Raw genomic sequence first — 26,703 nt, forward strand, 5'->3', positions numbered from 1 at the left:
CGCGCCCGTTGCGCAGCCTCAGCCGATGATGCCCGTGTGCTCGAGCACGATGTTCACGCCGATCAGGATGAGCACGACACCGCCGGCGATCTCGGCCGGCTTGCCGAACCGGGCTCCGACACGGCGCCCGACGACCACGCCGGCGAAGGACAGCACCGCCGTCGTCACACCGATGAGCAGCACCGCGCCGCCGATCGACACCGGCAGGAACGCCAACGTGACACCGACGGCCAGGGCGTCGATGCTCGTCGCGATCGCCAGGACCAGGAGTTCGCGGATCGGCAGACGGTCGGTGTCCTGCTCGGTGTCCTCGTGCTTCGAGAACGCCTCCCACAGCATCTTGCCGCCGATCAGCGCGAGCAGCCCGAACGCGATCCAGTGGTCGAAGGCGGCGATGTACTGCGCGAACGCCGAACCGAGCAGCCATCCGAGCAGGGGCATGAGCGCCTGGAACGCACCGAACGTCAGCGCGATGACGAGCGCGTGCCGCACGTCGAAGCGCTTCATGTGCAGGCCCTTGCCGAGGGCGACGGCGAAGGCGTCTGCGGAGACGCCGAGCGCGATGAGGAAGAGGGCCCAGAACGACATGGGGGCGGCGCCTTTCGAGACGGTCGGACGGAGACGCCGACGTCTCAGGACCTGTCGATCCTGGCATGGTTCCGAGGACGAAAAGGCCTGATCAGCGGTATTCGTCGTGCCGAATCCGGGGGTTGGTGCGCCCGCCCCGGACCCCCGTGGTCGCCGCCGGTCGCGCCTCCGGTCCTCAGCGAGCGACGGACAGGGCGAAGGGCGCGAAACCGATTGCGCCGAGCAGGCTCGGCACCATCAGCGCCATCGACTCCGGGCCGGACGCGGTGGCGATCGGGCCGAGGTCCACGACCCACCCGTCCTTCCAGCCCAGGCTGCGGAGCAGGTCGCCCACCGTGGCCTTCGCCGCGGCGTCGTCCCCGGAAACGAAGGCGGTCGGCGGGGTGGCGAGTGCCGCCGGCGCGGTCATGACCGAGAACAGCATCGTGTTGAGGCTCTTCACCACCCGGGTCTCCGGCAGGGCGGCCTGCAGCCGCTCGCCGAGGCTGCCGTCGAGGTAGGCGAGTCCACCCGGCAACCCGTCGGCGGTCCGCGTGGTCGCGTTCGAGACATCGAGCAGGATCCGTCCGGCGAATCCGGCCCGCAGTGCGGTCATCCGCTCCAGGGTTGTGTCGCCCGGTGTGGCGTTGACCACGACCGCGGCGGTCCGGATGGCGGTCGCGACGTCGGCGACCTCGACCCCGGTGTCGGCCCAGTGCGGCCGGACGGACTCGGGGTCGCGGACGCCGATGGTGACGGGGTGGCCGGCGGCGACGAGGCCGCGCGCGAGCGTGCTCCCGACACGTCCGGATCCGAGGACGGAGATGGTCGTGGTCGTGGTCATGGGGGTGTCCTTCGTGGTCAGGTGCGACGGGTGGGTCAAGGGGTTGGGGTCAGCGGCTCAGCGGCTCAACGGGTGAGCACTGCTGCGATCGGGCGGGCGAGGTCCGGCGCCGCGGCGATGCAGTCCTCGCTCGCCAGCGTCCAGGGGGCACCGGTCGTGTCGGTGACGGCACCGCCCGCCTCGTGCACCAGGAGCGCTCCTGCAGCCAGGCCGGACCGCACCTGCCCGAACTGCCAGAAGCCGTCGACGTGCCCGGTGGCGACCTGGACGAGCTGCACCGTCGCAGGGACCGAGGCCGACACGAGAAGTGCTGCTTCGAGCATCCGGTCGATCGAGTCGCTCATCCGGCGGCGAACCGCCGGCGCCTCGCCCGGCTTCGCTTGACCGGTACCGACCAGGGCGGCTCCGAGCTCGGTCTTCCGCGAGGAACTGATCGGGGTCCCGTTCAACCGCGCACCGGCACCGCGGACGGCCGTGAACACCTGGTCGAGTGCGGGCAGGACCACGGCGGTCAGGACGGGGACGTCGTCGCGCACGAGCGTCGCGGTCACGCCCCAGTTCGCGGATCCGTGGACCAGGTTGACGTTGCCCTCGGCGGCGTCGGTCACCCACCATTCGCCCGGGCCGAGCGTGCCGGCGCCCTCTTCGTCGTCGTCCCACTGCGCATCGGGCCGGAGGCGCTCGAGCGCCGGTCGGAGCACCGCCGTCGAGGCCGCGTCGTTCGCGTCGATCGCGGCGAGCAGCGACCGCCCGTCGTCGACCCGGTTCGCGGTCGAGAAGCGCTCGAGGAGCACCTGCGCGGCCGCGGTCACCGCCTCCGTCGCGCTGGCGAGCAGCTGGTGGTCGTCCATGGTCGTCTCCTGTCCCGGCCGACGCGGTCCGTCGATCCGGGGGCAACGCTATAAACGTCGGTCATTGCGCGCCAGTACATTCCGCGCACCGGTAGATTGCGTCTTGTGCAACTGGATTTGAACCTGCTCACCGCGCTCGACGCCCTGCTCGAAGAGGAGAGTGTGACGGGCGCCGCCGACCGACTGCACCTGTCGGCACCGGCCATGAGCCGCGCGCTCGGCCGCATCCGGATCGCCGTCGGAGACGAGGTCCTGGTGCGCAGCGGCCGGGTCATGCGGCCCACGCCACGCGCCCTCGCGATGCGCGAGGAGGTCCGGTCGCTCGTGCTGCGCAGCCGGCAGGTCCTGACACCCGAGACGACCTTCGACGCCGGCGCCCTGCACCGGACCTTCACGATCCGTGCGCACGACGCCCTGGTCTCCGTGCTCGCCCCGTGGCTCGTCGAGCACACGCACCGGGCCGCCCCTGGCGTCGGCCTGCGGTTCCTCGGCGAACCGGACGACGACACCACGGACCTGCGGCGGGGCGTCGTGGACCTGGAGATCGGTTCCGCCGAGCCCGCGACCGCCGAGATCGACCACCGGCACATCGCGACCGACCCCCTGGTCGGGCTGGCACGCCGCGGGCACCCGCTCCTGGCCTCGGGCACCGCCGACGTCGACCTGGCTGCGTGGGCAGGTGTGCCGCACGTCGTCGTCTCCCGCCGCGGCCGGTTCGGCGACCGGATCGACGAGCTGCTCGCCGCGACCGGGCGGTCACGGTCGGTGGTCGCGTCGGTCGCGTCCACGAGCGCCGCCGTCGAGATCGTGCGCGAGACGGACGCGGTCGTCGTCATCCCGGCGTCGGTGGCGTCACGTGCCGTCCGCGCGGACGACACCGTGGTCTTCACGCCGCCCGTCGAGCTGCCGGCGGTTTCGGTCGTCCTGACCTGGCACCAGCGCTCCACGTCCGACCAGGGGCACCGGTGGCTGCGCAGCCTCGTCGAGCAGGCGCTCGTCGGCACGCTGGAACCCTGACCGGCTTCGGCGACCCGGCTCACGTCTTCGACGTCAGCCGGATCGGACGGGAGGCCCGTGGCGGGCCCGCCACGGGCCTCCCGTCCGGTCTGCGGCGCGTCAGCGACCGGCTGCTGCGTGGGCGGCGACCTGGGCGGCGGACAGTTCCGTCCCGTAGACGGCCGCGTACCGCATGGACCCGGTGAAGTAGGCGTTGGCGGGCGAACCCGGCCATCCGCCGATGGTGTCGTAGCCGATCCGGAACCAGCCGGTGTAGTTCTCCGGCGTCTTGTACGCCGCGTTCGACGCGACCAGCGTGCCGTCGACGTACAGGCGCATGCCGTTGGCCGGTGACATCGTCGTCACGGCGTGGTGCCATGCGCCGTCGGTGTAGGCCTTCGGCGACGAGACGACCTGGGTCGTGCCGCTGTAGGCGCCGAACACGAGCTGTCCGCTCGTGTTCAGGTAGAGCTTCCGGTCGTGCTGCCCGTACCCGCCGGTCTGGCTGCTGCCGAAGCCGATGAGCTGTCCACCGGCGACCGTCGTCTTGAACCAGACCTCCTCGCTGAAGGTGGTCGGGTTGGCGTACGAGCGCGAGGTGGAGACGTAGCTCGTGGAGCCGTTCAGCACGTAGGCACTGCCGGTGTCGCGCGGGCAGGCGTTCGGGTCGGGCGTGACCGCCGTCATCGCGCCCTGGTAGGTGCCGTTCACGCCGCGGCCCGACCAGTCCGTGGCGGTCTTCGCGTTCGTCGACTCGGTGAGCCGGTACGCGAACAGGGCGTTCGCGGTGTCGGCTCCGACGGCGCCCGTGCAGGTGAAGTACGGGGCGGTCGCGGCGGTGTTCGTGTCGTTCCGGACGGTGGCGCTGTAGGCGGAGCGCGTCGGCGCGAACTGGTTCAGCAGGACGACGACAGCCAGGGCGACCACGAGCAGGAGGGCGACGACGCGGCCGTCACGCAGGCGACGGAGGATCACGAGGGACGCACCGCCTCGACGCGGCCGACGGCCAGGCAGGCCACGAGCGGCACCAGGCACATGGCGATCAGCGCCACCCACCCGAGCGGGTCGAGGTCGATGTTCGAGGTCAGCTGGTAGTGCCCGTTCTTCGTGAGTTCGTGGATGACCACGCGGCCGACCTCACCGTCGACCAGGTGCACGGTGTTGCCGCCGTGGGCGTCGACGCGCACCGGGAAGATGCCGGACGAGATGACGGTGGCCTCGACGCCCGTCGGGCTCGAGGTGTTCGTGATGGTCGTCACGTTGACGAACGGCTTGAGCACGAACGCGGCGTACGAGACCGTCAGGGCGGAGCCGGCGATCCGCAGGCACGTGCGGGTGACCCGGTCGGTGAAGGCACTGGTCAGGGTCAGGATCAGCAACGTGCCGATGAGCAGGATCGGGGCGGCGCGGAACAGCCAGCCGAGGTGCGGGACCAGGAGCGCCGGGGTGCCGATCACGTCGGCCTGCGACAGCGTCCACGGGTCGACCGCGCCGTTCACGTCGCCGCGGGTGTGCAGGCCGCCGTCGGCGTCGATCGCGATGATGCGGTGCGTGTAGACGACGTCGGGGTTGGCGGAGGTCTCGAACGAGACGACGTCGCCGACGCGCAGGGTCGTGACGTCGACCGGCAGGTCGAGCACGAGGGTGCCGACCGGGGCTGCTTCACCCATCGAGGGCGTCTCGACGACGAACCAGCGGCCACCGGCGGACAGGAACAGCACCGCGGCGGTGAGCAGCAGGGCGGCGACCAGGGCGAGCAACCAGGCGAGGACGGTCTCGGAGCGGGTGACCGCGCGACCGCGGAGGACCGGACGGTCGAGCGTGCCGCTGAGCGGGATCGCTGCGGTCTGGCTCATGTCGTGCTCCTGCGGCTCGGTGGGGTTCGGCTACTGCGCGTGGTGGAACGGGGGTGGCGACGCTCGGCCGGAGGGGGTCGGTCGAGCGTCGCCGGTCTGGGGTCACGGGACGTCCCGGGACGGCTGGGGGAGCCGGCCCGGAGCGGGATCAGGCCGTGAACGTCCAGGTCATGGGGACCGAGGCTGCGAGGCCCTGGTACGTGTTGCCCGCCGAGGAGTCGAGGGTCACCGCGAAGTTGAACGGCGTCGACGCACCGGCGGCCGGAGCTGCGGGCATCGTGAAGGCCGACGCTGCGGCGCCCTTGAAGCTGGCGAGCGTGCCACTGAAGACCGTGGTCGAGCCCGAGGTGATGACGAGGTTCATCTTGGCGCAGAGGTCGGTCGCGGTTCCGTTCGAGGAGCCGTTGTTCGACTGGGTGCACGTGCTGCCCGGCGTCAGGGTGAAGGTGCTCGCGGCAGCGGTGCCGGTGTTCTTGATCGAGATCGCCGTGTTGACCGTGTTGCCCGGCGTCATCGTCGTGCTGCCGCCGAACTTGTTGATCGTCGAGCAGGTCGCGGAGTTCGTCGAGACCGAGCCGCCGTCGGTGCTGAGGCAGGTGACGGTCGCGCCGGCGTTCTGCTCCTGCATGATCAGCGTGCCGCTGGCGGCGGTGTTGCTGCTGTTCGTGATGCTCGCCGCGAACCCGGACAGGGTGCCGGTGAGCGAGAGGGAGAGGAGCACGGCGGCGAAGATGCCGGCGAGGAGCGCCACGGGGGCGAAACGGATCCGCTTCAGCGCGGAGGTGCGGAGCTTGGTGGACACGGTGTACCTCATCGGTTCGGTGGTTCGCAGTGGTTGGGGGAAGCAAGTCACTCGGGCGGATTTGCTTCAATCATTAAGATAGTCATCGCTTGACCAAGTTAGCCACTCGCACACCTACCCCAGTGCGGGGGACGCTCCTGTCCCCCGGGTTCCCGACATGGAAGGATTCCCCCCGTGACCCCCGCCGCACCCGATGACGACGCCGCCGACCTGATGGCCGCGTTCACCGCTGTCGTGCGCGCGAACGCGAGCCTGGTGAACCAGCTCAGTGCCCGAGCCGGGGTGCACGAGAACGCCCTGCGAGCACTCGTGCTCATCAGCGACACCGGGTACTCCACGCCGACGGAGGTCGCCGGCTACCTCGGCCTGACCTCGGGCGCGGTGACGAACATGATCGACCGGATGAGCACCGCCGGACTCCTCGAGCGCGCGCCGAACCCGAACGACCGTCGTGGGTCGTTGCTGCGGCTGCTGCCGAGTGGCGACGACGTCGTCGCGGACTACCGGCAGCGCTACGCCGCCATGCTCCGGGCGGTCGACGGCGCGCACGGCGGCGAGCTGCACGAGGTGCTCAACGACCTGGCGACGAGTCTGTACCAGCAGGCCGCGGCGGCGGGGGAGTAGGCGCTCGTCAGACCGGCTGGAGCGCCTGCTGCTCGCCGGCGGGGAGCTCGACCCGGATGCGGTCACCCGTCCGGACGACACCGCCGGTCACGACGACGCTCATCACGCCGCCCTTCCGCACCACCGCACCGTCCTCGTCCCGCCCGAGCACCTCACGCAACAGACCCGGTTCGAACCCGTTGATCTGCTGGCACGGGTTCCGCAGGCCCGTCACCCGGACGCACGCCTCGTCGCCGAGGTGCAGCACCGTGCCGGTGGGCAGGCTGAGCAGGTCGACACCGCGGGTCGTGACGTTCTCGCCCATCTGGCCCGGCTCGAGGTGGTACCCGGCGTCGGCGACCTCGTCGAACACCTCGGCGTGGAGCAGGTGCACCTGCCGCAGGTTCGGCTGGGACGGGTCACGCGCGACTCGAGACCGGTGCTGGACGGTCGTCCCGGCGTGGGCGTCGCCCTCGATGCCCCAGCCCTCGACCAAGGTGACCTCGTCGACCACGGGCTTGCTGAACCGATGGACGTCGTCCCGGCTCACGGCGATCACACGCGGCTGGTCGTCACGGTTGTCGGTCATGGTGCGATTCTGGCGCAGGTTCGGTTTCGACGCAGCCCCCGGTCAGTGTCCGAGCTCGACCAGGAACACCCCGGCGATGATCAGCGCGATGCCGCCCAGCATGAGCAACGTCAACGGTTCGCGGAACAGCACCCGCCCCAGGATCGCCGTCAGTGCAACACCGGTCGCGGCCCAGATCCCGTAGGCGACACCGATCGGCAGGCCGAGCGTCAGGGCCATGGCGAGCAGGCTGAAGGCGACGAGGTACCCCAGGACGACCGGCACGAAGAACAGCTTCTTGCCGTCGGTGGCGAGCTTGAGGCTGATCGTGGCACCGACCTCGGAGACGATCGCGACGGCGAGCAGGACCCAGGCCATCAGAACGCCTCGCGCTCTGGCGTATGGCGCTTCCGTGCGGCGAGCGCTCGCTGCGAACCGATCTCGACCAGCAGCACCCCGGCAGCGATGAGCGCGATGCCGACGACCATGGTGAGCGTGAGTGCCTGCCCGAACAGCACGGCCGCGAGCACGGCGGTCAGGGCGACGCCGGAGGCTCCCCAGATGCCGTAGGCGACCCCGACCGCCATCCCCGCGCGGAGCACCAGGATCAGCATCGCGAACGCGGCGACGTAGCCCACGGCGACGAGCGCGTACCACCCGGGCTGGTCCACAGCGGCCTGCATCGAGAGCGCCCCGGTGACCTCGGCGACGATCGCGGTCCCGAGGAACAGCCACTTCATGCGCCGGTCCTGTCCGCCAGGGCCGCGATCGCCCGTGCCGCGACCCGGCCGGTGGCATTCGCCGCAGCGTCGTCCCGGTCGGCGAGCCACGTCGAGCCGATGCCGTCGGCCGTCGCGATGAGCAGCCGGACGAGGTGCTCGACCGGCACGGCCCAGCGGATGCCGTCCTCGGCGGTCCACGCCTCGACCTGCGCGCGGACGGCGGCGAGGTACGCGTGCTGCTCCCACGCGGCGAGGTCCTGCAGGTCGGGGTCGCGTCGTGAGTACGTGACGAGCTCGACGACGGCGAGGGCCGTCGCTGGATCGCTGCGCGTCTGCGCGAGGTGCGCCGACAGGCCGGAGGCGATCCGGGCCTCCAGGTCGAGCCGCGTGACCGGCGGCGCGAACGCGACCGCCATGGCCGCGCGGAGCTGGCGTTCCAGGACCGCTCGGAAGAGTGGCGCCTTCGACGCGAAGCAGTAGTGGAAGGCGCCGTGCGGCAAGCCGGCGCGGGCGGTCACCGCCCGCGTGGTCACCGCGCTGATCCCGCCGTCGCGCAGGACGGCGATCGCGGCGTCGACGAGCTGCTCGCGCCGCTCCTCGACGCTGCGGTGCTCTTGCTGGAGGGTCATGGTCCGACCGTAACGCCGAACTTGGCCATGTGGCCAAGTCGGGCGGTGAACTCTCAGCGAGGGATGGGTTCGCCCAGCACCCCGTCCACGGCAGAACGACCCTCAGCCCACCAGCTGAGGGTCGTTCTGTGGTGCGACGCGCCTACTTGTGACCGGAGCGCTGCGTGAACTTGGCGTTCACGACGCCGTAGAGCACCCAGACGACGACCACGACGAGGGCAACCGTGCCGACGGTTGCCGGCAGCATCCCTTGCGCGAGGAACGGGACGAGCAGGAGGCTGGCCACGCCGAGGACGGCGAGGGTGATCTTGTAGCTGCGAGGAGACATCAGACCGTCCTTACTTGCACTGGCTGGCACTCTTGTCAGCTGGCGGGCGGCACCCGCCTTACTGCGGCATGTCCACGAACCGCGAGAACATCCCGTGGAACGCCACGGTGATGGTGTCCGTCGGACCGTTACGGTGCTTCGCCACGATCAGGTCGGCCTCACCCTGCCGCGGGTTGTCCTTCTCGTACGCCGACTCGCGGTGCAGCAGGATGACCATGTCGGCGTCCTGCTCGATCGACCCGGACTCTCGCAGGTCGGAGATCGCCGGCTTCTTGTCGGCACGCTGCTCGGGACCACGGTTCAGCTGGGACAGCGCGATGACGGGGACCTGGAGCTCCTTCGCCATCAGCTTCAGTGCACGCGAGAACTCGGAGACCTCTTGCTGGCGGCTCTCGACCTTCTTGCCCGAGGTCATCAGCTGCAGGTAGTCGATGACGACGAGCTTGAGGTTGTGCTGCTGCTTGAGTCGACGGCACTTGGCGCGGATCTCGACCAGCGTCATGTTGGGGGAGTCGTCGATGAAGAACGGCGCGTCGTTGATGCGCCCGCGGGTCTGCGCGATGGTGGTCCAGTCGCGGGAGTCCACGGTGCCCTTGCGCATGTTCTGCAGCGGCACGCTGGTCTCGGCGGACAGCAGACGCATGGCGATCTCGGCGCGACCCATCTCGAGCGAGAAGAAGGCGGCGGTCTGGTCGTGCTTGATCGCCGCGGCGCGGCACAGGTCGAGCGCGAGCGTCGACTTACCGAGGGCGGGTCGAGCGGCGACGATGATCAGCTGTCCGGGGTGGAAGCCGTTCGTCAGGCCGTCGAGCTGCGCGAACCCGGTCGGCACGCCGGTCATCTGGCCGTCACGGCCCTTGGCGGCCTCGATCTCGTCGAGGGCGGCGGAGATGGCGTCGGTCAGGGGGACGTAGTCCTCGGTCTGCACGCCACCGGCGACGTTGTAGACCTCGGCCTGCGCGCTGTTGACGAGGTCGGTGACCTCGCCTTCGGACGCGTAGCCCATCTGCACGATGCGGGTGCCGGCGTCGACGAGGCGACGGAGGACGGCCTTCTCGGCGACGATCCCGGCGTAGTACCCCGCGTTGGCCGCGGTCGGCACCATGCTCGTCACGCTGTGCAGGTACTCGGCGCCGCCACCGCGGGACAGCAGACCGGTCTTGGTCAGCTCGTCGGTGACCGCGATGACGTCGGTGGGCTCGCCGTGCGAGTAGAGCGACAGGATCGCGTCGAAGATGACCTCGTGCTTGGGGACGTAGAAGTCAACGCCACGAGCGGTCTCGATGACGTCGGCGACGGCGTCCTTCGACAGGAGCATGCCGCCGATGGTCGACTGTTCGGCCAACAGGTCGTGCGGCGGGGTGCGTTCCATGCCGCGCTCCGCGTACTCCTGCGGTGCGGGCTCAAGATGCGCGATCGACACACTCTCTCCTCTGTTGAACGACGCAGGGCTGGACACAGTGATCCGACACCTGCAACGACTTTCTACCCCCAGCGACCGACATCCCCGAGTCGCTGGGCCAAGCTACGGCCGCAGAGTTATCCCCAACAAACGGCCCTGTGGATAACTCTGTGGAGGGATTGCGGAACACGCCGGAATGCTGTGTGGAGAACTGTGGACGAGCCTGTGGAAACATGGCCATGGGAACACACTTTCGACCACTTGACCTGGGGTTTTCCGGTTCACACCATGTGTGGAAAAGTGGGGTTCAAGTACGCCTTGAAGGTTCCGATTTGACACGTTTCTGCTGTGTAAAACGACTTGACAAGCACCCCTCCTGTGGGAAGTGTTCTCGGGCCGTTCCCAGCAAGCCGGATCGTGCCTGAGAGGTAACCAGCCAGCCAAGCCGAGCCCGCCCGTGCAAGCCGAGCCGGGCCTCCCGGCCGTTCTGGACGACGGTGCGTTGATGGTGAGCAGAAGATGTCGAGTGGGGGATCGGGACCCGACCTTTTCTGCTCACCAAGTGAACCCCGCATGCCGCACGCCCCGCGCCCCGCACCACGCGGAGAACCCCCCAACGCAACGACGGGCGGGCCTCCCGGAGGAGACCCGCCCGTCGTGGAGCGGAACGTCAGTGCTACTTGGCAGCGACGACCTTGAGCGAGATCACGGCAGTGATGTCCTCGCGCAGACGCACGGTGGCCTCGTGGTCACCGACGGTCTTGATGGTCGCGGGGACCTCGACCTTGCGCTTGTCGAGCGAGCCGACTCCCTGCGCCTGGACGGCGTCAGCGACGTCGCCCGGACGGACGGAGCCGAACAGACGACCGTCCTTGCCGGCCTTGACCGCCAGGGAGATGGTCGCGTTCTCGAGCTTCATCTTGAGGTCCTGTGCCTCTTCGATGGTGGCGAGCTCACGCGCGGTGCGCGCGGCCCGGATCGACTCGACCTGCTTCTCGCCGCCCTTGGACCACGCGACAGCGAAGCCCTGGGGGATGAGGTAGTTGCGGGCGTAGCCGTTCTTGACGTCGACGACGTCACCAGCGGAACCGAGGCCGGAGACCTCGTGGGTGAGGATGAGCTTCGACATGTGTCGACCTCCGATCAGCGGCCGGAGCCGGCGTAGGGGAGGAGCGCCATCTCACGGGCGTTCTTCACGGCACGGGCGATGAGGCGCTGCTCCTGGACGGAGACGCCGGTGATGCGACGGGCGCGGATCTTTCCACGCTCCGAGATGAACTTGCGAAGGGTCGCAACGTCCTTGTAGTCGATGACGCCGACCTTGATCGACTTCGCGGGAGCGGCGTTCTTGCCGCCCTTGCCGCGAGGCTTCCGGCGGTCGCCGGTGCTCTTTCCAGCCATAGTGATTTGTCCTTAGAAGAAAAGTTGTGTGTCCGTCGGAACGCGGAGGATCAGAACGGGGTCTCGTCGTCGAAGTTGCCGCCGGGGGTGCTCCACACGTCGTTCGACTGTGCGTTGCCGCCGCCCTGCTGGCCACCCTGCGGGGACCACGGCTCGTCCGACTGGCCGCCAGCGGGGGCGTTGCCGCCACCGTTGTTGTTCCAGCCGCCGTTGCCGCCGCCCTGCTGACCGCCGCCGCTGTTGCCGCCGCCGACCTGGCCACGACCGCCGCCGCCACCCGCTGCGCGGGTGATCTGTGCGGTCGCGTACCGGAGCGACGGGCCGATCTCGTCGACCTCGAGCTCGATGCTCGTGCGCTGCTGACCCTCACGGTCCTGGTAGGAACGCTGACGCAGACGACCCTGCGCGATGACGCGCGAGCCCTTCGTCAGCGACCCCGCCACGTGCTCGGCGAACTCCCGCCACACACTCGCGCGGAGGAACAGCGCGTCGCCGTCCTTCCACTCGTTCGCCTGACGGTCGAACGTGCGAGGCGTGGAGGCGATGGTGAAGTTCGCCACTGCGAGCCCGTTCTGCGTGTAGCGCAGCTCGGGGTCCGCGGTGAGGTTGCCCACCACCGTGATGACGGTTTCGCCGGCCACGGGTTACTCGGCGCTCGCGGTCGCGGTTGCGGAGGCGTTGGCAGCCTTGCGGGCTGCGCGTGCCTCGTCGCGCTGCTTCTGGGCGGCGACCTGCGCGATGCCCTCTTCGGCGCGGAGGACCTTCGTGCGGAGCACGGCCTCGGAGAGACCGAGCTGACGGTCGAGCTCCTTGGCGGCCTCGGGCGAGGACGTGAAGTCGACGACGGCGTAGATGCCCTCGGACTTCTTGGCGATCTCGTAAGCGAGCCGGCGACGGCCCCAGACGTCCACGTTGTCGACGGTGCCACCGTCGTTGCGGATGACAGCGAGGAACTTGTCCAGGCTGGGAGCGACGGTGCGCTCATCGATCTCGGGGTCGAGGATCGCCATCAGTTCGTACTGGTGCATGCGGAACCCACCTCCTCTGGTCTCAGCGGCCCCGGGCAGTTCCCGGGGCAGGAGGGTTGATGCATGTGCCACGGCACGCAGACACGCGCCGGGCAACCTGCACAGACTACCCGACGGCCTGGAGGCGCGCCACCGGTCTGTGGAGAACCGTCGCGTCCGTCAGGCGGTCGCGTCCCGAGCGGCCCACCAGTCGCGCAGGCGCGCCTCGGCAGCGTCGGCGCCGAGCGGCCCGTCGTCCATCCGCGCCTCGAGGAGGAAGCGGTAGGCCTCGCCCACGGCACGCCCCGGCGGGATGTCGAGGATCCGCATGATGTCGTCGCCGGTCAGGTCGGGCCGGATCGAGTCCAGCTCCTCTTGGTCGGCCAGGACGCGGATCCGCTCCTCGAGGTCGTCGTACGCGAACGCCAGGCGATCGGCCTTGCGACGGTTCCGCGTGGTGACGTCCGAGCGGGTGAGCTCGTGCAGCCGTTCGAGCTGCGGGCCGGCGTCGCGGACGTAGCGCCGGACGGCCGAGTCGGTCCAGGCACCGTCGGTGTACCCGAAGAACCGCAGGTGCAGCTCGATCAGGCGGGACACCGCGGCGATGGTGTCGTTGTCGAAGCGCAGGGCCCGGAGCCGCTTCTTCGCGAGCTTCGAGCCGACCAGGTCGTGGTGGTGGAAGCTGACGGCGCCGCCCGGCTCGAGCTTGCGGGTGGCGGGCTTGCCGATGTCGTGCAGCAGCGCCGCGAGCCGCAGCACGGTGTCCGGGGGGTCGCCCGCGTGCCGCTCGGCCTCGTAGCCGATCGCCTGTTCGAGCACGGTCAAGGAGTGCTCGTAGACGTCCTTGTGGTGGTGGTGCTCGTCGATCTCGAGCTGCATCTCGGGCAGCTCGGGCAGGAACCGCTGCGCCAGCCCGGTGTCCACGAGCAGGCGGATGCCCGGCACGGGGTCGCCCGTGCCGAGCAGCTTGACGAGTTCGTCGCGCACCCGCTCGGCGGACACGATGTCGATGGAGTCGACCAGGTCCTGCATGGCGGCACGGACGTCGTCGTCGACGGTGAACCCGAGCTGCGACGTGAACCGCGCTGCCCGCATCATCCGGAGCGGGTCGTCGCGGAACGACACCACGGCGGCCTGCGGGGTGCGGAGTCGTGCGGCCAGCAGGTCTTCGACGCCGCCGTGCACGTCGACGAGCTCGCGCGCCGGCAGCCGGAGCGCCATCGCGTTGACGGTGAAGTCGCGGCGGAGCAGGTCGTCCTCGATGGTGTCGCCGAACGCCACCTCGGGCTTGCGGGTCTCGCCGTCGTACACGTCGCTGCGGTAGGTGGTGATCTCGACCTGTTCGCCGCGGACCAGAGCGGCGATCGTGCCGAACTGCCGCCCGACGTCCCACGTGGTGCTCGCGATCGGCTCCACGATCGCCAGGATCTCGTCCGGACGCGCACTCGTCGTGAAGTCGAGGTCGGTGACGGGACGACCGAGGAAGGCGTCCCGCACGGGTCCACCGACCAGGGCCAGCTCGTGTCCGGCGTCGGCGAAGGCCCGAGCGAGGAGGTCGACGGGCTCGGTGGTGGCGAGTGCGTCGAGTCGTTCGACGGCCTGGGCAACGGACTGCATGACGGTGCTCATCCTCCCAGATCGAGGCCCCGAGTTCTCCACAACCCCGCGCGCACGGGACCTGTTCATGGTCACGCCTCATACACTCGTGCTCGGCCCGAACCGACCCCGTGGCCCGCTTCCGTATGCACATCCTCCGCACCACGCTCGCCGCAGCCGCGTCGACCCTCGTCGCGCTCGGCCTGGTCGTCGCGCCCGTCAGCGCCCCGCACGCCGATGCTGCGACGGTGTCGTCGGCCAAGACCCACCTCGCCGATCCGGCTGCTGCCGATGCGGGCAAGGCCACGATCTCGGTCGCCCCCGCGCACCGGGGGATCGTCCAGCGCGACCAGGACCTCACCCTCTCGGTGACCGTCACGAACGACACCGACACCGCGCTGCCCGCTGGCACCGCGGAGTTCGACATCTTCCGCTCCGTGAGCACGCGGGACGTCCTCGCCGACTGGCTTGCCGACACCACCACGACCGGTTACCTCGGCGCCCCGATGGACTCCGTGGACATCCCGGAGGTCCCGGCGCACCGATCGGTCACCATCGACTCGGTCGAGATCGTCTCGGGCAACGTGGCACTCGGCGGGTACTCCTCGTTCGGTGCGCGGCGCATCGCGGCGGAGTACACGGCCGGTGAGACCTTCGCCGTCGCCCGCTCCGCGATCACCTGGTACCCGGACTTCGAGCAGGTGCCGGTCAGCGTCTCCGTCGCGATGCCGGTGACGGTCCCGAAGTCCACGGACGGCATCCTCAGCGCGGCTGTCCTCGCCGCCGCGACCTCGGTGGACGGCACCCTCACCCAGCAGCTCGACGCCGCCGAGGACCACAACGTCGCGGTCGCGGTCGACCCCCGCATCATCGCCTCGATCCGGATCCTCGGCGAGAACGCGCCGTCCGCGGCGACCGCGTGGCTCCAGCGCCTCGAGTCCCTGCGCAACGAGACCTTCGCGCTGTCGTACGCCGACGCCGACGTCACCGGGCTGCGCCAAGCCGGGTCGGACGGCATCCTCGCCCCGATCTCGCTCGACCAGTCCGTGAAGACCGAGAACTTCCCCGGCGCCGAGACCCCCGCACCGACCCCGACCGCGACGCCCGGGCAGACGACGACCCCGAGCAGCACCGCGTCCCCGAGCGACGACGCCACCACCGACGCCGGCTCGGGCGAGACCACGGAGACGCTGCCGACGACCGAGCAGCTGCTGGACTTCCCGTACTCGATGGACTCCATCGCGTGGCCGGCGGACGGCACCGTGACCGCGGCCGACCTCACGGCACTGCAGCGGGCCGACAAGGACACCACCATCGTGTCGAGTGGGAACACCTCCGCCGGCGCGAACGCCACGGTCTCGGCGTCGGAAAAGATCGGCGACGACCACGTCCTCGTGTCGGACCAGTCGATGTCGTCCCTGCTGCGCGACGCCGCGACCGCACCGGACCGCCAGAGCTGGTCCTCGGCGATGTCCGAGCTCACGGCGACGCTCGCCACCTCGGCGCGCGACGGCACCGCCACGGGGCCGATCCTGCTCACCCTCGGTCGCGACTGGCCCTCGGACTCCACACGCCTCAGCCAGACCCTCGACGCCCTCGAGAGCACCGCCTGGGTGGCACCGGCCGACCTCTCCACGGCGTCGGACGCCACGGCGGGGTCGCTCACGCTCAACAGTGCGTCCACCGGGGCCGACCGCATCGCACAGCTCAAGCGCCTCGTGCAGGGCGAACAGGGGCTCTCCGCGTTCGCCACCATCCTCGACACCCCCGCTGCACTGACGGCACCCGCACGCCTCCGGCTGCTCGCCATCGCCTCGAACGCGTGGCGCGGGGACGACGACGGGCTCCAGGCCGCGGTCGACGTCCGCACCGCAGCCTGGGCGAAGCAGACCACCGAGGTCGGGATCGTCGACTCGAGCAGCCTGACCCTGCTCGGCGACCGGTCCTCGCTGCCGGTGTCCATCCGCAACAGCTCGGACTACCCGGTGACGGTGCACCTGGCCGTCCAGCCGTCGAACTCCGCCCTCCGGATCGTCCGCAACGACATCGTCGTCGAGATCCAACCGGACTCCTCGACCCGAGCGACCGTCCCCGTGCAGTCCGTCGCGAACGGCAAGGTCGAGCTGACGATGTCCCTGTCGAGCCCGACCGGCGTCGCCATCGCGCAGCCGGCCACCGTCGAACTCAACGTCCAGGCGCAGTGGGAGACGGTCATCACCGCCGCCGCAGCGGTCGCCCTGATCGCGATCTTCGGCTTCGGGATCTTCCGCAGCATCCGGAAGCGCATCCGTCGTCGCAACGGCGAACTCGACGACGAGGACGACGACGACCCCAACCGCCCGCTCGCCGTGCAGCCGGGTGCGCCCGGCGCGGCTGCTCCGTCCGCGGGATCGGTCGCCGGACCGGGAGGCCCGGATCACCGCGCCGAGGCATCCACCGCGTTCGCCGTGGCCGGCTCCGGCACGGCCGCTGTCGCGGCTCCTGGTGGCGACCGCCTGCAGGACGCGATCGCCCGTGCCGGGGCCGAGCCGGGCCTCCCGTCCGACGCCCGTACCAGCCGCGTCGCGGACGCCCGCGACCCCGAGGAGCCGACCATCAGCGCCACCCAGCCCCAGCCCGACGTCGACGCGGAACCGGTCGCGGAGCGCAGCCTGGGGCGGGCGAGTGCGATGCTCGCGGCGGGGACGATGGTGAGCCGGATCCTGGGCTTCGCGAAGACGTTCGTCCTCGCCTACGCCATCGGGCAGAACGCGAGCCCCTCTGCGAACGCGTTCGCCGTCGCGAACCAGCTGCCGAACAACATCTACGCGCTCATCGCGGGTGGCCTGCTGTCGGCCGTGCTCATCCCGCAGATCGTCCGCGCCATGAAGAACGGCACGGACGGCGGACAGGCGTACGTCAACAAGATCGTGACGCTCGGCGGGTCGGTCTTCATCGTCATCACGATCGTCGCGACGGCACTGGCACCGCTCCTGGTCCGCCTGTACACGACGTCCTCGGACACCCGTAGTCCCGCTGCGACCGACCTCGCCATCGCCTTCGCGTTCTGGTGCCTGCCGCAGATCCTGTTCTACGCGATGTACTCGCTGCTCGGTGAGGTCCTCAACGCCAAGCAGGTGTTCGGTCCGTTCACCTGGGCACCGCTGCTCAACAACGTCATCGCGATCGCCGGGCTCGTGGTGTTCATCGCCCTGTACGGCACGAGCGGCAGCGCCCTCGACGATTGGACGCCGGCGAAGATCGCGCTCCTCGCCGGCAGCGCCTCGTTCGGTGTGTTCGCCCAGGCGGCGTTCCTCCCGCTGTTCTGGCGGCGAGCAGGGCTGTCCTTCCGGCCGGACTTCCGGTGGCGCGGCGTCGGCCTGAAGTCGACGGGAACCGCTGCCGGCTGGCTCTTCGCGATGATCCTGGTGACCCAGGTCGCCGGCATCGTGCAGTCCGCGGTCGCGTGGAAGGGTCAGGGCGACGGACCCGGCAACGCGGTGCTCGGCAACGCGTGGCTCATCTTCATGCTGCCGCACTCGATCATCACGGTCTCCATCGCGACGGCGTACTTCACCCGGATGAGCCACGATGCTGCACGCGGCGACCTGGCATCAGTCCGACGGAACCTGTCGCTGTCCCTGCGCATCGTCGGACTCTTCACGGTCTTCGCGTCCGTGGCGCTGGTCGTCGTCGCGGTGCCGTTCGGCCGGCTCTACGAGGGCACGTTCGAGAGCGCCCTGCAGGTCGGTGCCGTCCTGGTCGCCTACATGCCGGGCCTGGTGCTGTTCAGCATGTTGTTCATCATCCAGCGCGTGTTCTGGGCCATGCACGACCACCGGACCCCGTTCCTGATGCAGTGCATCCAGTCCGTCCTGTTCGTCATCGGTGCCCTCGCGGTGTCGACGTTCCCGACCTCCGTGATCGGCATCGGTGTGGCCGCCTGCACGACGCTCGCCGGCACCGCGCAGACGATCGTCGCGCTCGTCCTGGTGCGTCGCAAGCTCGGCAGCATCGAAGGACCGGTCGTGACCCGCTCGCACGTGCAGTTCATCATCGCCGCGCTGATCGCCGGGGTGGTCGGCCTGCTGGTCGTGAACTTCTTCGGGGCGTTCTCCGCGGCCGGGTTCGCGATGTCGGACCGCACCGGGGCACTCATCACCATCGTCCTGACCGGCGCCGTCATGGTCCTCGTGTACTTCGGGGCGCTCGTCGTCGCCAAGAACGGCGAGATCAAGAACGCCGTCGGCATGGTGAAGAGCAAGCTCGGTCGCTGACCGCACGCTTCCCGGACGTCGCGGAATGCCGCGCCGGTACCATGTGTTGACCCGGTCAGCACGCAACGGAAGGGCAGTCAGGCATGCGCCAGCTCATCATCATCGGTTCCGGTCCGGCCGGGTTCACCGCCGGCATCTACGCCGCGCGCGCAGAGCTCAAGCCGCTCATCGTCGCGTCCAGCGTCGAGACGGGCGGGGAACTCACCAAGACGACCGAGGTCGAGAACTTCCCGGGCTTCCCCGAGGGGATCCAGGGCCCCGACCTCATGATCAAGATGCAGGAACAGGCCGAGAAGTTCGGCGCTGAGGTCCTGTACGACGACGCCGTCTCCGTCGACCTCACCGGCGACGTGAAGAAGGTCACCGTCGGCTCCGGCGAGACGTACGAAGCCCTCGCGGTCATCTACGCGACCGGTTCGGCGTACCGCCACCTCGGCATCGCCGACGAAGAGCGCCTCTCGGGCCACGGTGTCTCGTGGTGCGCGACCTGCGACGGCTTCTTCTTCCGCCAGAAGAACATCGCCGTGGTCGGCGGTGGCGACTCCGCGATGGAAGAGGCGACGTTCCTCACGCGCTTCGCCGACAAGGTCACCGTGATCCACCGCAAGGACACCCTCCGCGCGTCGAAGATCATGCAGGACCGCGCCCACAACGACCCGAAGATCGAGTTCGCGTGGAACAAGGAGGTCATCGGCATCCAGGGTGACTCCGCCGTGACAGGCGTGACGCTCAAGGACACCGTGGACGGCACCGAGAGCGAACTCGCCCTCGACGGTCTGTTCATCGCGATCGGCAACGACCCCCGCGTGCACCTCGTGCACGGTCAGCTCGAGCTCGCTCCCGAGGGCACCATCGCCGTCGAGGGCCGCACGTCCAAGGCCGTCGGCGTCCCCGGGGTCTTCGTCGCGGGCGACGTGCTCGACCACACCTACCGCCAGGCCATCACGGCTGCTGGGTCCGGTGCCGTCGCTGCGCTCGACGCCGAGAAGTACCTCGCCGACCTCGAGGACACGCTGACCGACGCTGCTGCGGGCGAGACCCCGGTCGAGCCGGTCACCATCTCCGCCTGACCCGTACGGCCCCCGGAATGCCGGGGGAGCGTCCGCGGTTCCACATCCTGTACCGACTTCTCACGAAAGGACACCCATGTCCAACGCAAAGGCTGTCACCGACGCCACCTTCTCGGACGAGGTCCTCAAGTCCGACAAGACGATCCTCGTCGACTTCTGGGCCGAGTGGTGCGGCCCGTGTCGCGCCGTCTCGCCGATCCTCGACCAGATCGCCGAAGAGCACGCCGGCAAGATCGAGATCGTGAAGCTCAACGTGGACGACAACCCCCAGTCGGCCATGAACTACCAGATCACGTCGATCCCGGCGATGAAGGTCTTCAAGGGTGGCGAGGTGGTCAAGACCGTCATCGGCGCCAAGCCGAAGCCCGCGCTCGAGGCCGACCTCGCCGAGTTCCTCGCGTAGGTCGCACCCGCACCACGAACGCCCCGCCCTCCATTGCATCGGAGGGCGGGGCGCCTTCTTGTTCAGGACCGTTCGGCCGTCGAAGTGCGCTGGTGGCGCGACCTCCCCGTCAGCAGGACACCCAACCGAAGCCGTAACTCGTCGTCGCGTTTCGCATGCTGGTCTTCGCTCCCGGATTCAAAGTCACACAGCTGCCGTTCTGATCCCAACCGATCAGACCAACGACGTTGTGAATCCTCATGGCGACACGCTTCTTGGAGGTGAAGCAGTTCTGAATGGTTGATGTGCCCCCGTTGATCCCGCTGTTGGAGAACTTGATGGCCTGGGGCGAGTTACAGGGCCCCAGTTGAGCACGCGGGTCGCCGGGCGAGGCTTGCGCAGCTGTTCCTCCGAGGAAGAACGTACTGGCCACGGCCGTCGCCACGAAGATCGAGAATGACTTGCTGAACCTCATTGTCTGTCTGCCCTCCGATGCACCTGGGCTGGATTGCGTCAGCCCCCGCTGAGACCATCGCGGTCTCGAATCGACGGTAGTGTTCACACTCTAAATTTCACGTGTGATGTTATAAGGTCGTTACGGGACTATTGGACGGAGCGATGCAAATCTCTCTGTGCAGGGCGTTCGCATGCCACCCGTTGCGGATCGGCCCCCGCCGCGGAGCCCGGGTTTCCGGGGTCGATGTCGTAGTGTGGCGGGAATGTCTCACTGATCGGAGCACGGTATGACGAACGGCAACAGCCTCGACCCCTGGTACGACTCCTACGCCCAGCGCACCGCCGGGCTGAGCGCCTCCGAGGTCCGAGCCCTGTTCGCCGTCGCCTCGCGCCCCGAGGTGGTCTCGCTGGCTGGCGGCATGCCGTTCGTCTCCGCGCTGCCGAGGGAGCTCGTCACGGGCTCCCTGGACCGCGTGATGAACGAGCACGCGGCCATGGCACTGCAGTACGGCGGCGGACAGGGTCTGCGGTCCCTCCGCGAGCACATCGTGGACGTCATGAGCCTCGAGGGCATCCGTGCCAGTGCCGAGGACGTCGTCGTGACGACGGGCTCGCAGCACGCCCTCGACCTCGTCACGCGGCTGTTCATTGATCCGGGCGACGTCGTCCTCGCCGAGTCCCCGTCCTACGTCGGCGCGATCGGTGTGTTCCGGTCGTACCAGGCCGAGACCGTCCACGTGACGACCGACGAGCTCGGGCTGGTGCCCGAGGCACTGCGTGAGGCGATCGCGAACCTCCGCACGCAGGGCAAGCGGATCAAGTTCCTCTACACGATCCCCAACTTCCACAACCCGGCCGGCGTCACCATGAGCCGGGAGCGCCGCATCGAGGTGCTCGACATCTGCCGGTCGAACAACATCCTGGTGCTCGAGGACAACCCCTACGGACTCCTCTGGTTCGACGAGCCGGCACCGCAGGCGATCCGTTCCATCGACGAAGAGGGCGTCGTGTACCTGGGGTCCTTCTCGAAGACCCTCGCACCCGGTTTCCGCGTCGGCTGGGCGCTCGCACCGCACGCCATCCGCGAGAAGCTCGTGCTCGCCAACGAGTCCGCCGTCCTCGCCCCGAACTCCTTCGGGCAGTACGTCGTGAACGCCTACCTGGACGCCGCGGACTGGAAGGGTCAGGTCGACACCTTCCGGGGCATCTACGCAGAGCGCCGTGATGCCATGCTGTCCGCTCTGGGGGAGTTCCTGCCGGACCTGTCCTGGACGAAGCCGAACGGTGGCTTCTTCGTCTGGCTGACGCTCCCCGAGTCCCTCGATTCGAAGGGCATGCTGCCGCGCGCCGTGAAGGAACTCGTCGCCTACACGCCGGGGACGGCCTTCTACGCCGACGGTCGTGGCGGCGGGCACATCCGCCTCTCGTTCTGCTACCCGACCCCCGAGCAGATCCGCGTCGGCGTGAAGCGGCTCGCCAACGTCGTCAACGACGAGCTCGAGCTGATCGAGACGTTCGGTCCGACGACTCGGCCGAACAGCGTCGTCCGCGAGACGTCCTCGGTGAGCGCTCCGCCGCCGAACATCTCCTGATCAGCGCTTTTCTGCGGTGCGTGGCCCACCAGCACCGTCGTTCCACACCGGAGGATCCCCATGGCTGAGCTCACTCGTCGTCACGTCGTCGTCGTCGCCGGAGGGATCTCGCACGAACGTGACGTCTCCCTGCGCTCCGGTCGGCGGGTCGCCGACTCGCTGACTGGGTACGGCTGGCAGGTCGACCTCCGCGACGCCGACGCGCTGCTGCTGCCGGCTCTCGCCGAGTCCCGCCCGGATGTCGTGTGGCCGGCTCTGCACGGCGCCTCCGGTGAAGACGGGGCCCTGCGGGGCATCCTGGAGGCGGTGGACATCCCGTTCGTCGGCTCACGTTCCACGTCGGCCCGGTTGGCATGGGACAAGCCCACGGCGTCAGCGCTGGTCGCGCGGGCAGGCGTCCGCACCCCTCGCTCCGTCACGCTGTCCCACGACGTGTTCCGCGAGCTCGGCGCCGTCGGGGTGCTCAAGGCCATCGCGGGGGAGCACCCGGTACCGCTCGCCGTGAAGCCGGCGCGTGGTGGCAGCGCGCAGGGAGTGACCCTCGTCGATGACGTCAACGACCTGCCGCGTGCCATGGTCACGGCCTACACGTACTGCGACGACGTCGTGGTCGAGCAGCTCATCCGCGGTACCGAGGTCGCGGTCGGCATCATCGACACGGGCGACGGGCCGGTGGCACTCTCCGCGGTGGAGATCGTCCCGCGGAACGGCATCTACGGCTTCGAGGCGCGGTACAACGCGGGGGAGACGACGTTCTACACCCCCGCCCGACTGTCTGACGAGTTCGCGACCGCTGCAGCCGATGCCGCCGTCGCGGCGCACACAGCCCTCGGCCTCCGCCACCTGTCCCGTGTGGACCTCATCATCGACGGCGCCGGAACGCCGTGGTTCCTCGAAGCCAACGTGCTCCCGGGTCTGACCGAGACATCCCTGCTGCCGCAGGCACTCTCCGCATCGGGGTTCGATCTCGGGTGGACGTACGCCGAACTCGCGGAACAGGCGATCCGCGACCACCACGCTTGATCCGTCTGCTCCGACGTTCCACGTGGAACATCGAAGTGCGCGAGAGTCATGTTCCACGTGGAACATCGACACTCGCGGTTCGCTGCTGAGAGCTGATCCGCTCTGAGCAGCATCGGGTGCGTCGAGTCATCTGCGCGCGCACGGTGGACGCATGACCGATTCACCACCCCCCGCAGCCTTCACGACCGAGTACCGGCGTGCCCTCTTCGACCAGCGCGTGCTCGTACTCGACGGCGCCCTCGACGACGACAACGGCACCGTCTTGATGACGCAGTTGGTACAGCTCGCGACGGCGGATCCCTGGAACGACATCGCGCTTTGGATCCATTCACCCGGAGGCTCGGTCCCGGCGATGCTCGCACTCCGGGACCTCATGCGGGTGATCCCCAACGACGTCAGCACGCTCGCGTTCGGGATCGCTTGCAGCGCGGGGCAGTTCCTGCTGTCCTCGGGTACTCCTGGCAAGCGCCGAGCGCTGCCGCACAGCCGGATCCTGATGCACCAGGGATCCGCAGGGATCGGGGGGAGTGCGGTGGACGTGGCGCTACAGGCGGACCACCTCCGTGACACCCGCGACACCGTGCTCGGACTCATCGCTGCGGACACCGGGCAGACCGTCGACCGCATCTTCGAGGACTCGCTGCACGACCACTGGTACTCCGCACAGGAGGCCCTCAACTACGGGTTCGTCGACCTGATCGTCGACGACTTCTCGGTGATCCGGCCCCAGCAGCCCCGTTCCACGGTGACGGGCTTCGGCGGACCTGCCGCAGCGGAGGGAGACCGATGAGCGCGTACACGATCCCGAACGTCATCGCGCGGGACGCTCGCGGCGACCGGGTCTTGGACGTCTACTCGCACCTGCTCACCGAGCGGATCATCTACATCGGGACGGCGATCGATGCTGGCGTCGCCAATGCCCTCATCGCGCAACTCCTCTTCCTCGAGTCAGACAACCCGGACTCGGACGTGCAGCTCTACGTCAACTGCGACGGCGGCGACCCGAGTGCCATGCTCGCCGTCTACGACACCATGCGGTTCGTCCGCCCCGCCGTCGCGACCACCTGTGTTGGGCAGGCAATCGGTGTCGGAGCCGTCCTGCTCGCCGCGGGCGCCGAAGGAAAGCGGTCGGCCCTGCCGCATGCTCGGGTCGTGCTCCACCAACCCGCGGCGCAGGGACAGGGGGCCATTCCGGAGCTCATCCTGCAGGCCGACGAGGTCGTTCGGATCCGGGCCGAGATCGAGTACCTGCTCGCCGAGCACAGCGGCCAGAGTCCCGACCAACTCCGAGCCGACACCGATCACGACCGCGTCTTCACGGCCCGTCAGGCCCACCAGTACGGGCTCGTGGACCACGTGATCACTCGACGCTGACGGACGGTGCTCCCCGACGCCTCAGGCTGCGAGGAGGAAACTGCTCTGCAGCTGTTCGCCACCAGTATCTGCGGAACGTGCTCGCTCGCGGAGCTGTTCTGCTGCCGCCGCTGTCAAGTCCAGCAAGGAGCTCTCGAGTGCGCCGGCCACTGCTGCCAACATCTCGCTCGAAGGCTCCTTCCGCCCCCGTTCCATCTCCGACAAGTACTGCGGCGACACCCCTGCGCGACGAGCGACATCCTGCAGGGTGTCCCCGCGGACGCGGCGACGAGCACGGAGTTCTCGACCGACGACATCACGCCAGAGCGGCTCGGGATTGCGGGATCTCATGATGCGAGCCTGGCAGTGTTCCACGTGAAACGTACGGGCTTCCCGTTCGCTGCTCGTGAACTCGAACCAGCGGAACGGCTACGCGCCCCGTACAGGGCCGAACGATCCCTCACTGCTCCAGGCGCCCGCACCAGGCATGCGAGGCCCGCTACGGGGCGCTCAGCGCCGTTGACAAGCCGTCAGGACGAGACGTCGCTGATCCCCAGCTCCGACAGGATGCGATTGAGGTCGTCACCGTTCGCGAAGTCGATCGTCACGGAGCTCTTCCGGGCACCGACGGCGATCTTGACGCGTGTGTTCAGCCTGTCACCGATGCGCTCAGCAAGGTCGTTGAAGTGCGCCTGGTTCTTGGAGGGCTGCGGCGTCGTCTTCGGAGGGGTCTTCGTCGCCAACTGCTGCGCGATCGCTTCGGCAGCGCGCACCGACAGGTCCTCGTTGACGATCTTCTCGGCGAGGTACTCCATTGCCTCCGCGTCCGGGGCAGCAAGGATCGCGCGTGCGTGACCGGCCGACAGCACGCCGGCAGCAACCCGACGCTGCACGGGGGAGGGGAGCCGCAGCAGACGGATGGTGTTGGTGATCTGCGGACGGGAGCGGCCGATGCGCTGGCCGAGCTGTTCCTGCGTGATCCCGAAGTCCGCCAGGAGCTGCTGGTACGCCGAAGCCTCTTCAAGCGGGTTGAGCTGCGCTCGGTGCAGGTTCTCGAGCAGGGCGTCGCGGAGCATCGCGTCGTCCGGCGTCTCCTTGACGATTGCCGGGATGGTCGTGAGCCCGAGTTCCTTGGTGGCGCGGAGGCGCCGCTCACCCATGATCAGCTCGTACTGCGGCTCCGTCCCCGCGGCCCCGGGGATCGGACGGACCACGACGGGCTGCAGCACGCCGATCTCACGGATGGAGTGGACGAGCTCCTGCAACTCCTCTTCGCGGAACTCCTTGCGCGGCTGCTGCCCGTTCGGGATCACGTCCAGCGGGTTGAGGTTCGCGAGTCGGGCTCCCGGAACAGCGACGAGTTCGTCTGCGGTGGGTGCCGACGCCGGCGACCCACCGGTCGGGAAGAACACGTCGACCGGGCGGTCCTGCTGGTCCGTTGCCGTCGGGATGAGCGCGCCGATGCCGCGGCCGAGTCCGGTTCGCTTGGGTGCCATCAGTCTTTCGCTCCTCGTGCTGCGATCTCGGCGGCCGCTTCCAAATAGGAGAGCGACCCGGTGGAGTTCACGTCGTACGCGACGACGCTCTGTCCGTAACTCGGCGCTTCACTCACCCGGACGGACCGGGGGATCATCGCCTTCAACACCTGGTCACCGAAGTGCTCGCGGACGTCGTTCGCCACCTGGTTCGCCAGGTTGGTCCGACCGTCGTACATGGTGAGCAGGATCGTCGAGACCCGGAGGTTCGGGTTGAGGTGTCGCTCGATGAGCTCGATGTTGCGCAGCAGCTGGCTGAGTCCCTCGAGCGCGTAGTACTCGCATTGGATCGGGATCAGGACTTCCTGGGCCGCCACGAACGCGTTGATCGTGAGGAGACCGAGCGACGGCGGGCAGTCGATGAAGACGTAGTGGTACGGCTCGTCCAGAGACTGGAGGTACAGATCGAGCGCCGTGCGCAGCCGCTGCTCTCGAGCGACCAAGGAGACGAGCTCGATCTCAGCGCCCGCGAGGTGGATCGTCGCCGGGACGCACCACAGGGTGTCGGACTCGGGGGAGCGCTGCACGGTGTCGGCCATCGCGGCCTCGTCGACGATGACGTCGTAAATGCTCGCGACCTCAGCCTGGTGGTCGACGCCCAAGGCCGTCGACGCGTTGCCCTGCGGATCGAGGTCGATGACGAGCACCCGTGCGCCACCGTGCGCGAGGCCAGCAGCCAAGTTGACGGTCGTCGTTGTCTTCCCGACGCCACCCTTCTGGTTCGACACGGTGATGATCCGCGTCTTCGAGGGCAACGGGAACTGCTGCGTCGCGATCGCCCGGCGTCGGCGGTTCAGGTCGGCGATCTCGCGAGCAAGCGGAGTCGACGCGTCGTAATCGGTCGATGAGCTCAACGAGTGCCTC

The 26,703-nt window shown here is 69.0% G+C and carries 30 protein-coding genes; 9 read left to right on the forward strand and 21 right to left on the reverse strand.

Translation table 11 applies throughout. The features are described from left to right. Positions 1-18 precede the first annotated feature (18 nt). The 3 genes from EDF28_RS02800 to EDF28_RS02810 form a co-directional block, all read right to left on the reverse strand. Complete coding sequence (locus tag EDF28_RS02800; protein WP_123937103.1) at positions 19-588, reverse strand: manganese efflux pump MntP family protein; 570 nt, start codon at positions 586-588, stop codon at positions 19-21. A 175-nt stretch (positions 589-763) separates the two neighbouring features. Further along, positions 764-1,411 carry an NADPH-dependent F420 reductase gene (locus EDF28_RS02805; RefSeq protein ID WP_123937104.1) on the reverse strand — a complete coding sequence of 216 codons (648 nt, stop codon included), beginning with the start codon at positions 1,409-1,411 and terminating at the stop codon, positions 764-766. A 65-nt stretch (positions 1,412-1,476) separates the two neighbouring features. Then, positions 1,477-2,262 carry an inositol monophosphatase family protein gene (locus tag EDF28_RS02810; protein WP_123937105.1) on the reverse strand — a complete coding sequence of 262 codons (786 nt, stop codon included), beginning with the start codon at positions 2,260-2,262 and terminating at the stop codon, positions 1,477-1,479. A gap of 105 nt (positions 2,263-2,367) precedes the next feature. On the opposite strand from EDF28_RS02810, the gene EDF28_RS02815 reads away from it, so the two are divergent. Further along, positions 2,368-3,279 (forward strand): LysR family transcriptional regulator, encoded by a 912-nt coding sequence (locus EDF28_RS02815; protein WP_173169042.1) that lies wholly within the window; start codon positions 2,368-2,370, stop codon positions 3,277-3,279. A gap of 99 nt (positions 3,280-3,378) precedes the next feature. Here EDF28_RS02815 and EDF28_RS02820 read toward each other — a convergent pair whose 3' ends face one another. The 3 genes from EDF28_RS02820 to EDF28_RS02830 form a co-directional block, all read right to left on the reverse strand. Then, entirely contained in the window at positions 3,379-4,233 is an 855-nt protein-coding gene (locus tag EDF28_RS02820) for a LamG domain-containing protein (protein WP_123937106.1), read from the reverse strand. Then, on the reverse strand, positions 4,230-5,114 hold the full coding sequence (locus EDF28_RS02825; RefSeq protein ID WP_123292956.1) for a S26 family signal peptidase: 885 nt from the start codon (positions 5,112-5,114) through the stop codon (positions 4,230-4,232). The genes EDF28_RS02820 and EDF28_RS02825 overlap by 4 nt, the downstream gene beginning before the upstream one ends. 148 nt (positions 5,115-5,262) lie before the next feature. Continuing rightward, complete coding sequence (locus EDF28_RS02830) at positions 5,263-5,916, reverse strand: hypothetical protein (RefSeq protein WP_123293393.1); 654 nt, start codon at positions 5,914-5,916, stop codon at positions 5,263-5,265. A gap of 174 nt (positions 5,917-6,090) precedes the next feature. Between EDF28_RS02830 and EDF28_RS19115 the strand changes: the two genes are divergently transcribed. Then, complete coding sequence (locus tag EDF28_RS19115) at positions 6,091-6,540, forward strand: MarR family winged helix-turn-helix transcriptional regulator (protein WP_185040719.1); 450 nt, start codon at positions 6,091-6,093, stop codon at positions 6,538-6,540. A 7-nt stretch (positions 6,541-6,547) separates the two neighbouring features. Here EDF28_RS19115 and EDF28_RS02840 read toward each other — a convergent pair whose 3' ends face one another. The 11 genes from EDF28_RS02840 to EDF28_RS02890 all read right to left on the reverse strand — a co-directional run bounded on the left by EDF28_RS02840 (position 6,548) and on the right by EDF28_RS02890 (position 14,193). Beyond that, positions 6,548-7,108, reverse strand: a complete 561-nt coding sequence (locus tag EDF28_RS02840; protein WP_123937107.1) for an MOSC domain-containing protein — start codon at positions 7,106-7,108, stop codon at positions 6,548-6,550. A gap of 42 nt (positions 7,109-7,150) precedes the next feature. Next, positions 7,151-7,465, reverse strand: coding sequence for a multidrug efflux SMR transporter (locus EDF28_RS02845; protein WP_123937108.1), 315 nt, complete (start codon positions 7,463-7,465; stop codon positions 7,151-7,153). Beyond that, positions 7,465-7,827, reverse strand: coding sequence for a multidrug efflux SMR transporter (locus tag EDF28_RS02850; protein WP_123937109.1), 363 nt, complete (start codon positions 7,825-7,827; stop codon positions 7,465-7,467). Before EDF28_RS02850 ends, EDF28_RS02845 begins: the two co-directional genes overlap by 1 nt. Then, the gene (locus EDF28_RS02855) at positions 7,824-8,438 is read right to left on the reverse strand and encodes a TetR/AcrR family transcriptional regulator (RefSeq protein WP_123937110.1); all 615 of its coding nucleotides are present in this window, start codon (positions 8,436-8,438) and stop codon (positions 7,824-7,826) included. Before EDF28_RS02855 ends, EDF28_RS02850 begins: the two co-directional genes overlap by 4 nt. Positions 8,439-8,580: 142 nt before the next feature. Beyond that, complete coding sequence (locus EDF28_RS02860; RefSeq protein WP_123937111.1) at positions 8,581-8,766, reverse strand: hypothetical protein; 186 nt, start codon at positions 8,764-8,766, stop codon at positions 8,581-8,583. Positions 8,767-8,824: 58 nt separating this feature from the next. After that, entirely contained in the window at positions 8,825-10,189 is a 1,365-nt protein-coding gene (gene dnaB / locus EDF28_RS02865; protein ID WP_111083664.1) for a replicative DNA helicase, read from the reverse strand. Positions 10,190-10,844: 655 nt separating this feature from the next. Further along, positions 10,845-11,297: a 50S ribosomal protein L9 gene (rplI, locus tag EDF28_RS02870; RefSeq protein ID WP_111083665.1), complete on the reverse strand. Its 453-nt coding sequence runs from the start codon at positions 11,295-11,297 to the stop codon at positions 10,845-10,847. A gap of 14 nt (positions 11,298-11,311) precedes the next feature. Beyond that, positions 11,312-11,569: a 30S ribosomal protein S18 gene (gene rpsR / locus EDF28_RS02875; protein ID WP_017887834.1), complete on the reverse strand. Its 258-nt coding sequence runs from the start codon at positions 11,567-11,569 to the stop codon at positions 11,312-11,314. 50 nt (positions 11,570-11,619) lie between these two features. After that, the gene (locus EDF28_RS02880; RefSeq protein WP_123937112.1) at positions 11,620-12,210 is read right to left on the reverse strand and encodes a single-stranded DNA-binding protein; all 591 of its coding nucleotides are present in this window, start codon (positions 12,208-12,210) and stop codon (positions 11,620-11,622) included. Positions 12,211-12,213: 3 nt separating this feature from the next. Then, entirely contained in the window at positions 12,214-12,597 is a 384-nt protein-coding gene (rpsF, locus tag EDF28_RS02885) for a 30S ribosomal protein S6 (protein ID WP_111083667.1), read from the reverse strand. A 159-nt stretch (positions 12,598-12,756) separates the two neighbouring features. After that, entirely contained in the window at positions 12,757-14,193 is a 1,437-nt protein-coding gene (locus EDF28_RS02890) for a CCA tRNA nucleotidyltransferase (RefSeq protein WP_123937113.1), read from the reverse strand. A 110-nt stretch (positions 14,194-14,303) separates the two neighbouring features. On the opposite strand from EDF28_RS02890, the gene EDF28_RS19395 reads away from it, so the two are divergent. The 3 genes from EDF28_RS19395 (at position 14,304) to trxA (ending at position 19,901) form a co-directional block, all read left to right on the forward strand. Further along, positions 14,304-18,428: a DUF6049 family protein gene (locus tag EDF28_RS19395; RefSeq protein ID WP_221182535.1), complete on the forward strand. Its 4,125-nt coding sequence runs from the start codon at positions 14,304-14,306 to the stop codon at positions 18,426-18,428. Positions 18,429-18,511: 83 nt separating this feature from the next. Next, positions 18,512-19,498: a thioredoxin-disulfide reductase gene (trxB, locus tag EDF28_RS02900; RefSeq protein ID WP_111083668.1), complete on the forward strand. Its 987-nt coding sequence runs from the start codon at positions 18,512-18,514 to the stop codon at positions 19,496-19,498. Positions 19,499-19,574: 76 nt separating this feature from the next. After that, on the forward strand, positions 19,575-19,901 hold the full coding sequence (trxA, locus tag EDF28_RS02905) for a thioredoxin (RefSeq protein ID WP_017887828.1): 327 nt from the start codon (positions 19,575-19,577) through the stop codon (positions 19,899-19,901). Between the two features lie 109 nt (positions 19,902-20,010). Here the strand turns inward: trxA and EDF28_RS02910 are convergent, their stop codons facing one another. Next, positions 20,011-20,355, reverse strand: coding sequence for a hypothetical protein (locus tag EDF28_RS02910; protein WP_123937114.1), 345 nt, complete (start codon positions 20,353-20,355; stop codon positions 20,011-20,013). A 268-nt stretch (positions 20,356-20,623) separates the two neighbouring features. Here EDF28_RS02910 and EDF28_RS02915 point away from each other — a divergent pair, with 268 nt between their 5' ends. The 4 genes from EDF28_RS02915 to EDF28_RS02930 all read left to right on the forward strand — a co-directional run bounded on the left by EDF28_RS02915 (position 20,624) and on the right by EDF28_RS02930 (position 24,325). Further along, positions 20,624-21,928: a PLP-dependent aminotransferase family protein gene (locus tag EDF28_RS02915; RefSeq protein ID WP_123339332.1), complete on the forward strand. Its 1,305-nt coding sequence runs from the start codon at positions 20,624-20,626 to the stop codon at positions 21,926-21,928. A 60-nt stretch (positions 21,929-21,988) separates the two neighbouring features. Next, a complete protein-coding gene (locus tag EDF28_RS02920; protein WP_123937115.1) occupies positions 21,989-22,951 on the forward strand; it encodes a D-alanine--D-alanine ligase in 963 nt (320 codons plus the stop codon). A gap of 151 nt (positions 22,952-23,102) precedes the next feature. Beyond that, the gene (locus EDF28_RS02925) at positions 23,103-23,741 is read left to right on the forward strand and encodes a ClpP family protease (protein WP_123937116.1); all 639 of its coding nucleotides are present in this window, start codon (positions 23,103-23,105) and stop codon (positions 23,739-23,741) included. Then, entirely contained in the window at positions 23,738-24,325 is a 588-nt protein-coding gene (locus EDF28_RS02930; RefSeq protein ID WP_123937117.1) for a ClpP family protease, read from the forward strand. Before EDF28_RS02925 ends, EDF28_RS02930 begins: the two co-directional genes overlap by 4 nt. A 21-nt stretch (positions 24,326-24,346) precedes the next feature. On the opposite strand, the gene EDF28_RS02935 is transcribed toward EDF28_RS02930, so the two are convergent. The 3 genes from EDF28_RS02935 to EDF28_RS02945 all read right to left on the reverse strand — a co-directional run bounded on the left by EDF28_RS02935 (position 24,347) and on the right by EDF28_RS02945 (position 26,693). After that, entirely contained in the window at positions 24,347-24,655 is a 309-nt protein-coding gene (locus EDF28_RS02935) for a helix-turn-helix domain-containing protein (RefSeq protein ID WP_123937118.1), read from the reverse strand. Between the two features lie 179 nt (positions 24,656-24,834). Further along, positions 24,835-25,800 (reverse strand): ParB/RepB/Spo0J family partition protein, encoded by a 966-nt coding sequence (locus tag EDF28_RS02940; RefSeq protein WP_123937119.1) that lies wholly within the window; start codon positions 25,798-25,800, stop codon positions 24,835-24,837. Beyond that, positions 25,800-26,693 carry a ParA family protein gene (locus EDF28_RS02945; protein WP_311394731.1) on the reverse strand — a complete coding sequence of 298 codons (894 nt, stop codon included), beginning with the start codon at positions 26,691-26,693 and terminating at the stop codon, positions 25,800-25,802. The genes EDF28_RS02940 and EDF28_RS02945 overlap by 1 nt, the downstream gene beginning before the upstream one ends. Positions 26,694-26,703 lie beyond the last annotated feature (10 nt).

Origin of the sequence: Curtobacterium sp. PhB137 (genome assembly GCF_003814955.1) — a bacterium.
In the GTDB taxonomy this organism is placed as follows: Bacteria; Actinomycetota; Actinomycetes; order Actinomycetales; family Microbacteriaceae; genus Curtobacterium.

Bases quoted from the DNA above. Each gene is read 5' to 3' on its own strand.
- EDF28_RS02800 (WP_123937103.1), bottom strand. From the start codon at position 588: ATGTCGTTCTGGGCCCTCTTCCTCATCGCGCTCGGCGTCTCCGCAGAC.
- EDF28_RS02805 (WP_123937104.1), bottom strand. From the start codon at position 1,411: ATGACCACGACCACGACCATCTCCGTCCTCGGATCCGGACGTGTCGGG.
- EDF28_RS02810 (WP_123937105.1), bottom strand. From the start codon at position 2,262: ATGGACGACCACCAGCTGCTCGCCAGCGCGACGGAGGCGGTGACCGCG.
- EDF28_RS02825 (WP_123292956.1), bottom strand. From the start codon at position 5,114: ATGAGCCAGACCGCAGCGATCCCGCTCAGCGGCACGCTCGACCGTCCG.
- EDF28_RS02840 (WP_123937107.1), bottom strand. From the start codon at position 7,108: ATGACCGACAACCGTGACGACCAGCCGCGTGTGATCGCCGTGAGCCGG.
- EDF28_RS02845 (WP_123937108.1), bottom strand. From the start codon at position 7,465: ATGGCCTGGGTCCTGCTCGCCGTCGCGATCGTCTCCGAGGTCGGTGCC.
- EDF28_RS02850 (WP_123937109.1), bottom strand. From the start codon at position 7,827: ATGAAGTGGCTGTTCCTCGGGACCGCGATCGTCGCCGAGGTCACCGGG.
- EDF28_RS02855 (WP_123937110.1), bottom strand. From the start codon at position 8,438: ATGACCCTCCAGCAAGAGCACCGCAGCGTCGAGGAGCGGCGCGAGCAG.
- EDF28_RS02860 (WP_123937111.1), bottom strand. From the start codon at position 8,766: ATGTCTCCTCGCAGCTACAAGATCACCCTCGCCGTCCTCGGCGTGGCC.
- rplI (WP_111083665.1), bottom strand. From the start codon at position 11,297: ATGTCGAAGCTCATCCTCACCCACGAGGTCTCCGGCCTCGGTTCCGCT.
- rpsR (WP_017887834.1), bottom strand. From the start codon at position 11,569: ATGGCTGGAAAGAGCACCGGCGACCGCCGGAAGCCTCGCGGCAAGGGC.
- rpsF (WP_111083667.1), bottom strand. From the start codon at position 12,597: ATGCACCAGTACGAACTGATGGCGATCCTCGACCCCGAGATCGATGAG.
- EDF28_RS02890 (WP_123937113.1), bottom strand. From the start codon at position 14,193: ATGCAGTCCGTTGCCCAGGCCGTCGAACGACTCGACGCACTCGCCACC.
- trxB (WP_111083668.1), top strand. From the start codon at position 18,512: ATGCGCCAGCTCATCATCATCGGTTCCGGTCCGGCCGGGTTCACCGCC.
- trxA (WP_017887828.1), top strand. From the start codon at position 19,575: ATGTCCAACGCAAAGGCTGTCACCGACGCCACCTTCTCGGACGAGGTC.
- EDF28_RS02910 (WP_123937114.1), bottom strand. From the start codon at position 20,355: ATGAGGTTCAGCAAGTCATTCTCGATCTTCGTGGCGACGGCCGTGGCC.
- EDF28_RS02915 (WP_123339332.1), top strand. From the start codon at position 20,624: ATGACGAACGGCAACAGCCTCGACCCCTGGTACGACTCCTACGCCCAG.
- EDF28_RS02920 (WP_123937115.1), top strand. From the start codon at position 21,989: ATGGCTGAGCTCACTCGTCGTCACGTCGTCGTCGTCGCCGGAGGGATC.
- EDF28_RS02925 (WP_123937116.1), top strand. From the start codon at position 23,103: ATGACCGATTCACCACCCCCCGCAGCCTTCACGACCGAGTACCGGCGT.
- EDF28_RS02930 (WP_123937117.1), top strand. From the start codon at position 23,738: ATGAGCGCGTACACGATCCCGAACGTCATCGCGCGGGACGCTCGCGGC.
- EDF28_RS02935 (WP_123937118.1), bottom strand. From the start codon at position 24,655: ATGAGATCCCGCAATCCCGAGCCGCTCTGGCGTGATGTCGTCGGTCGA.
- EDF28_RS02940 (WP_123937119.1), bottom strand. From the start codon at position 25,800: ATGGCACCCAAGCGAACCGGACTCGGCCGCGGCATCGGCGCGCTCATC.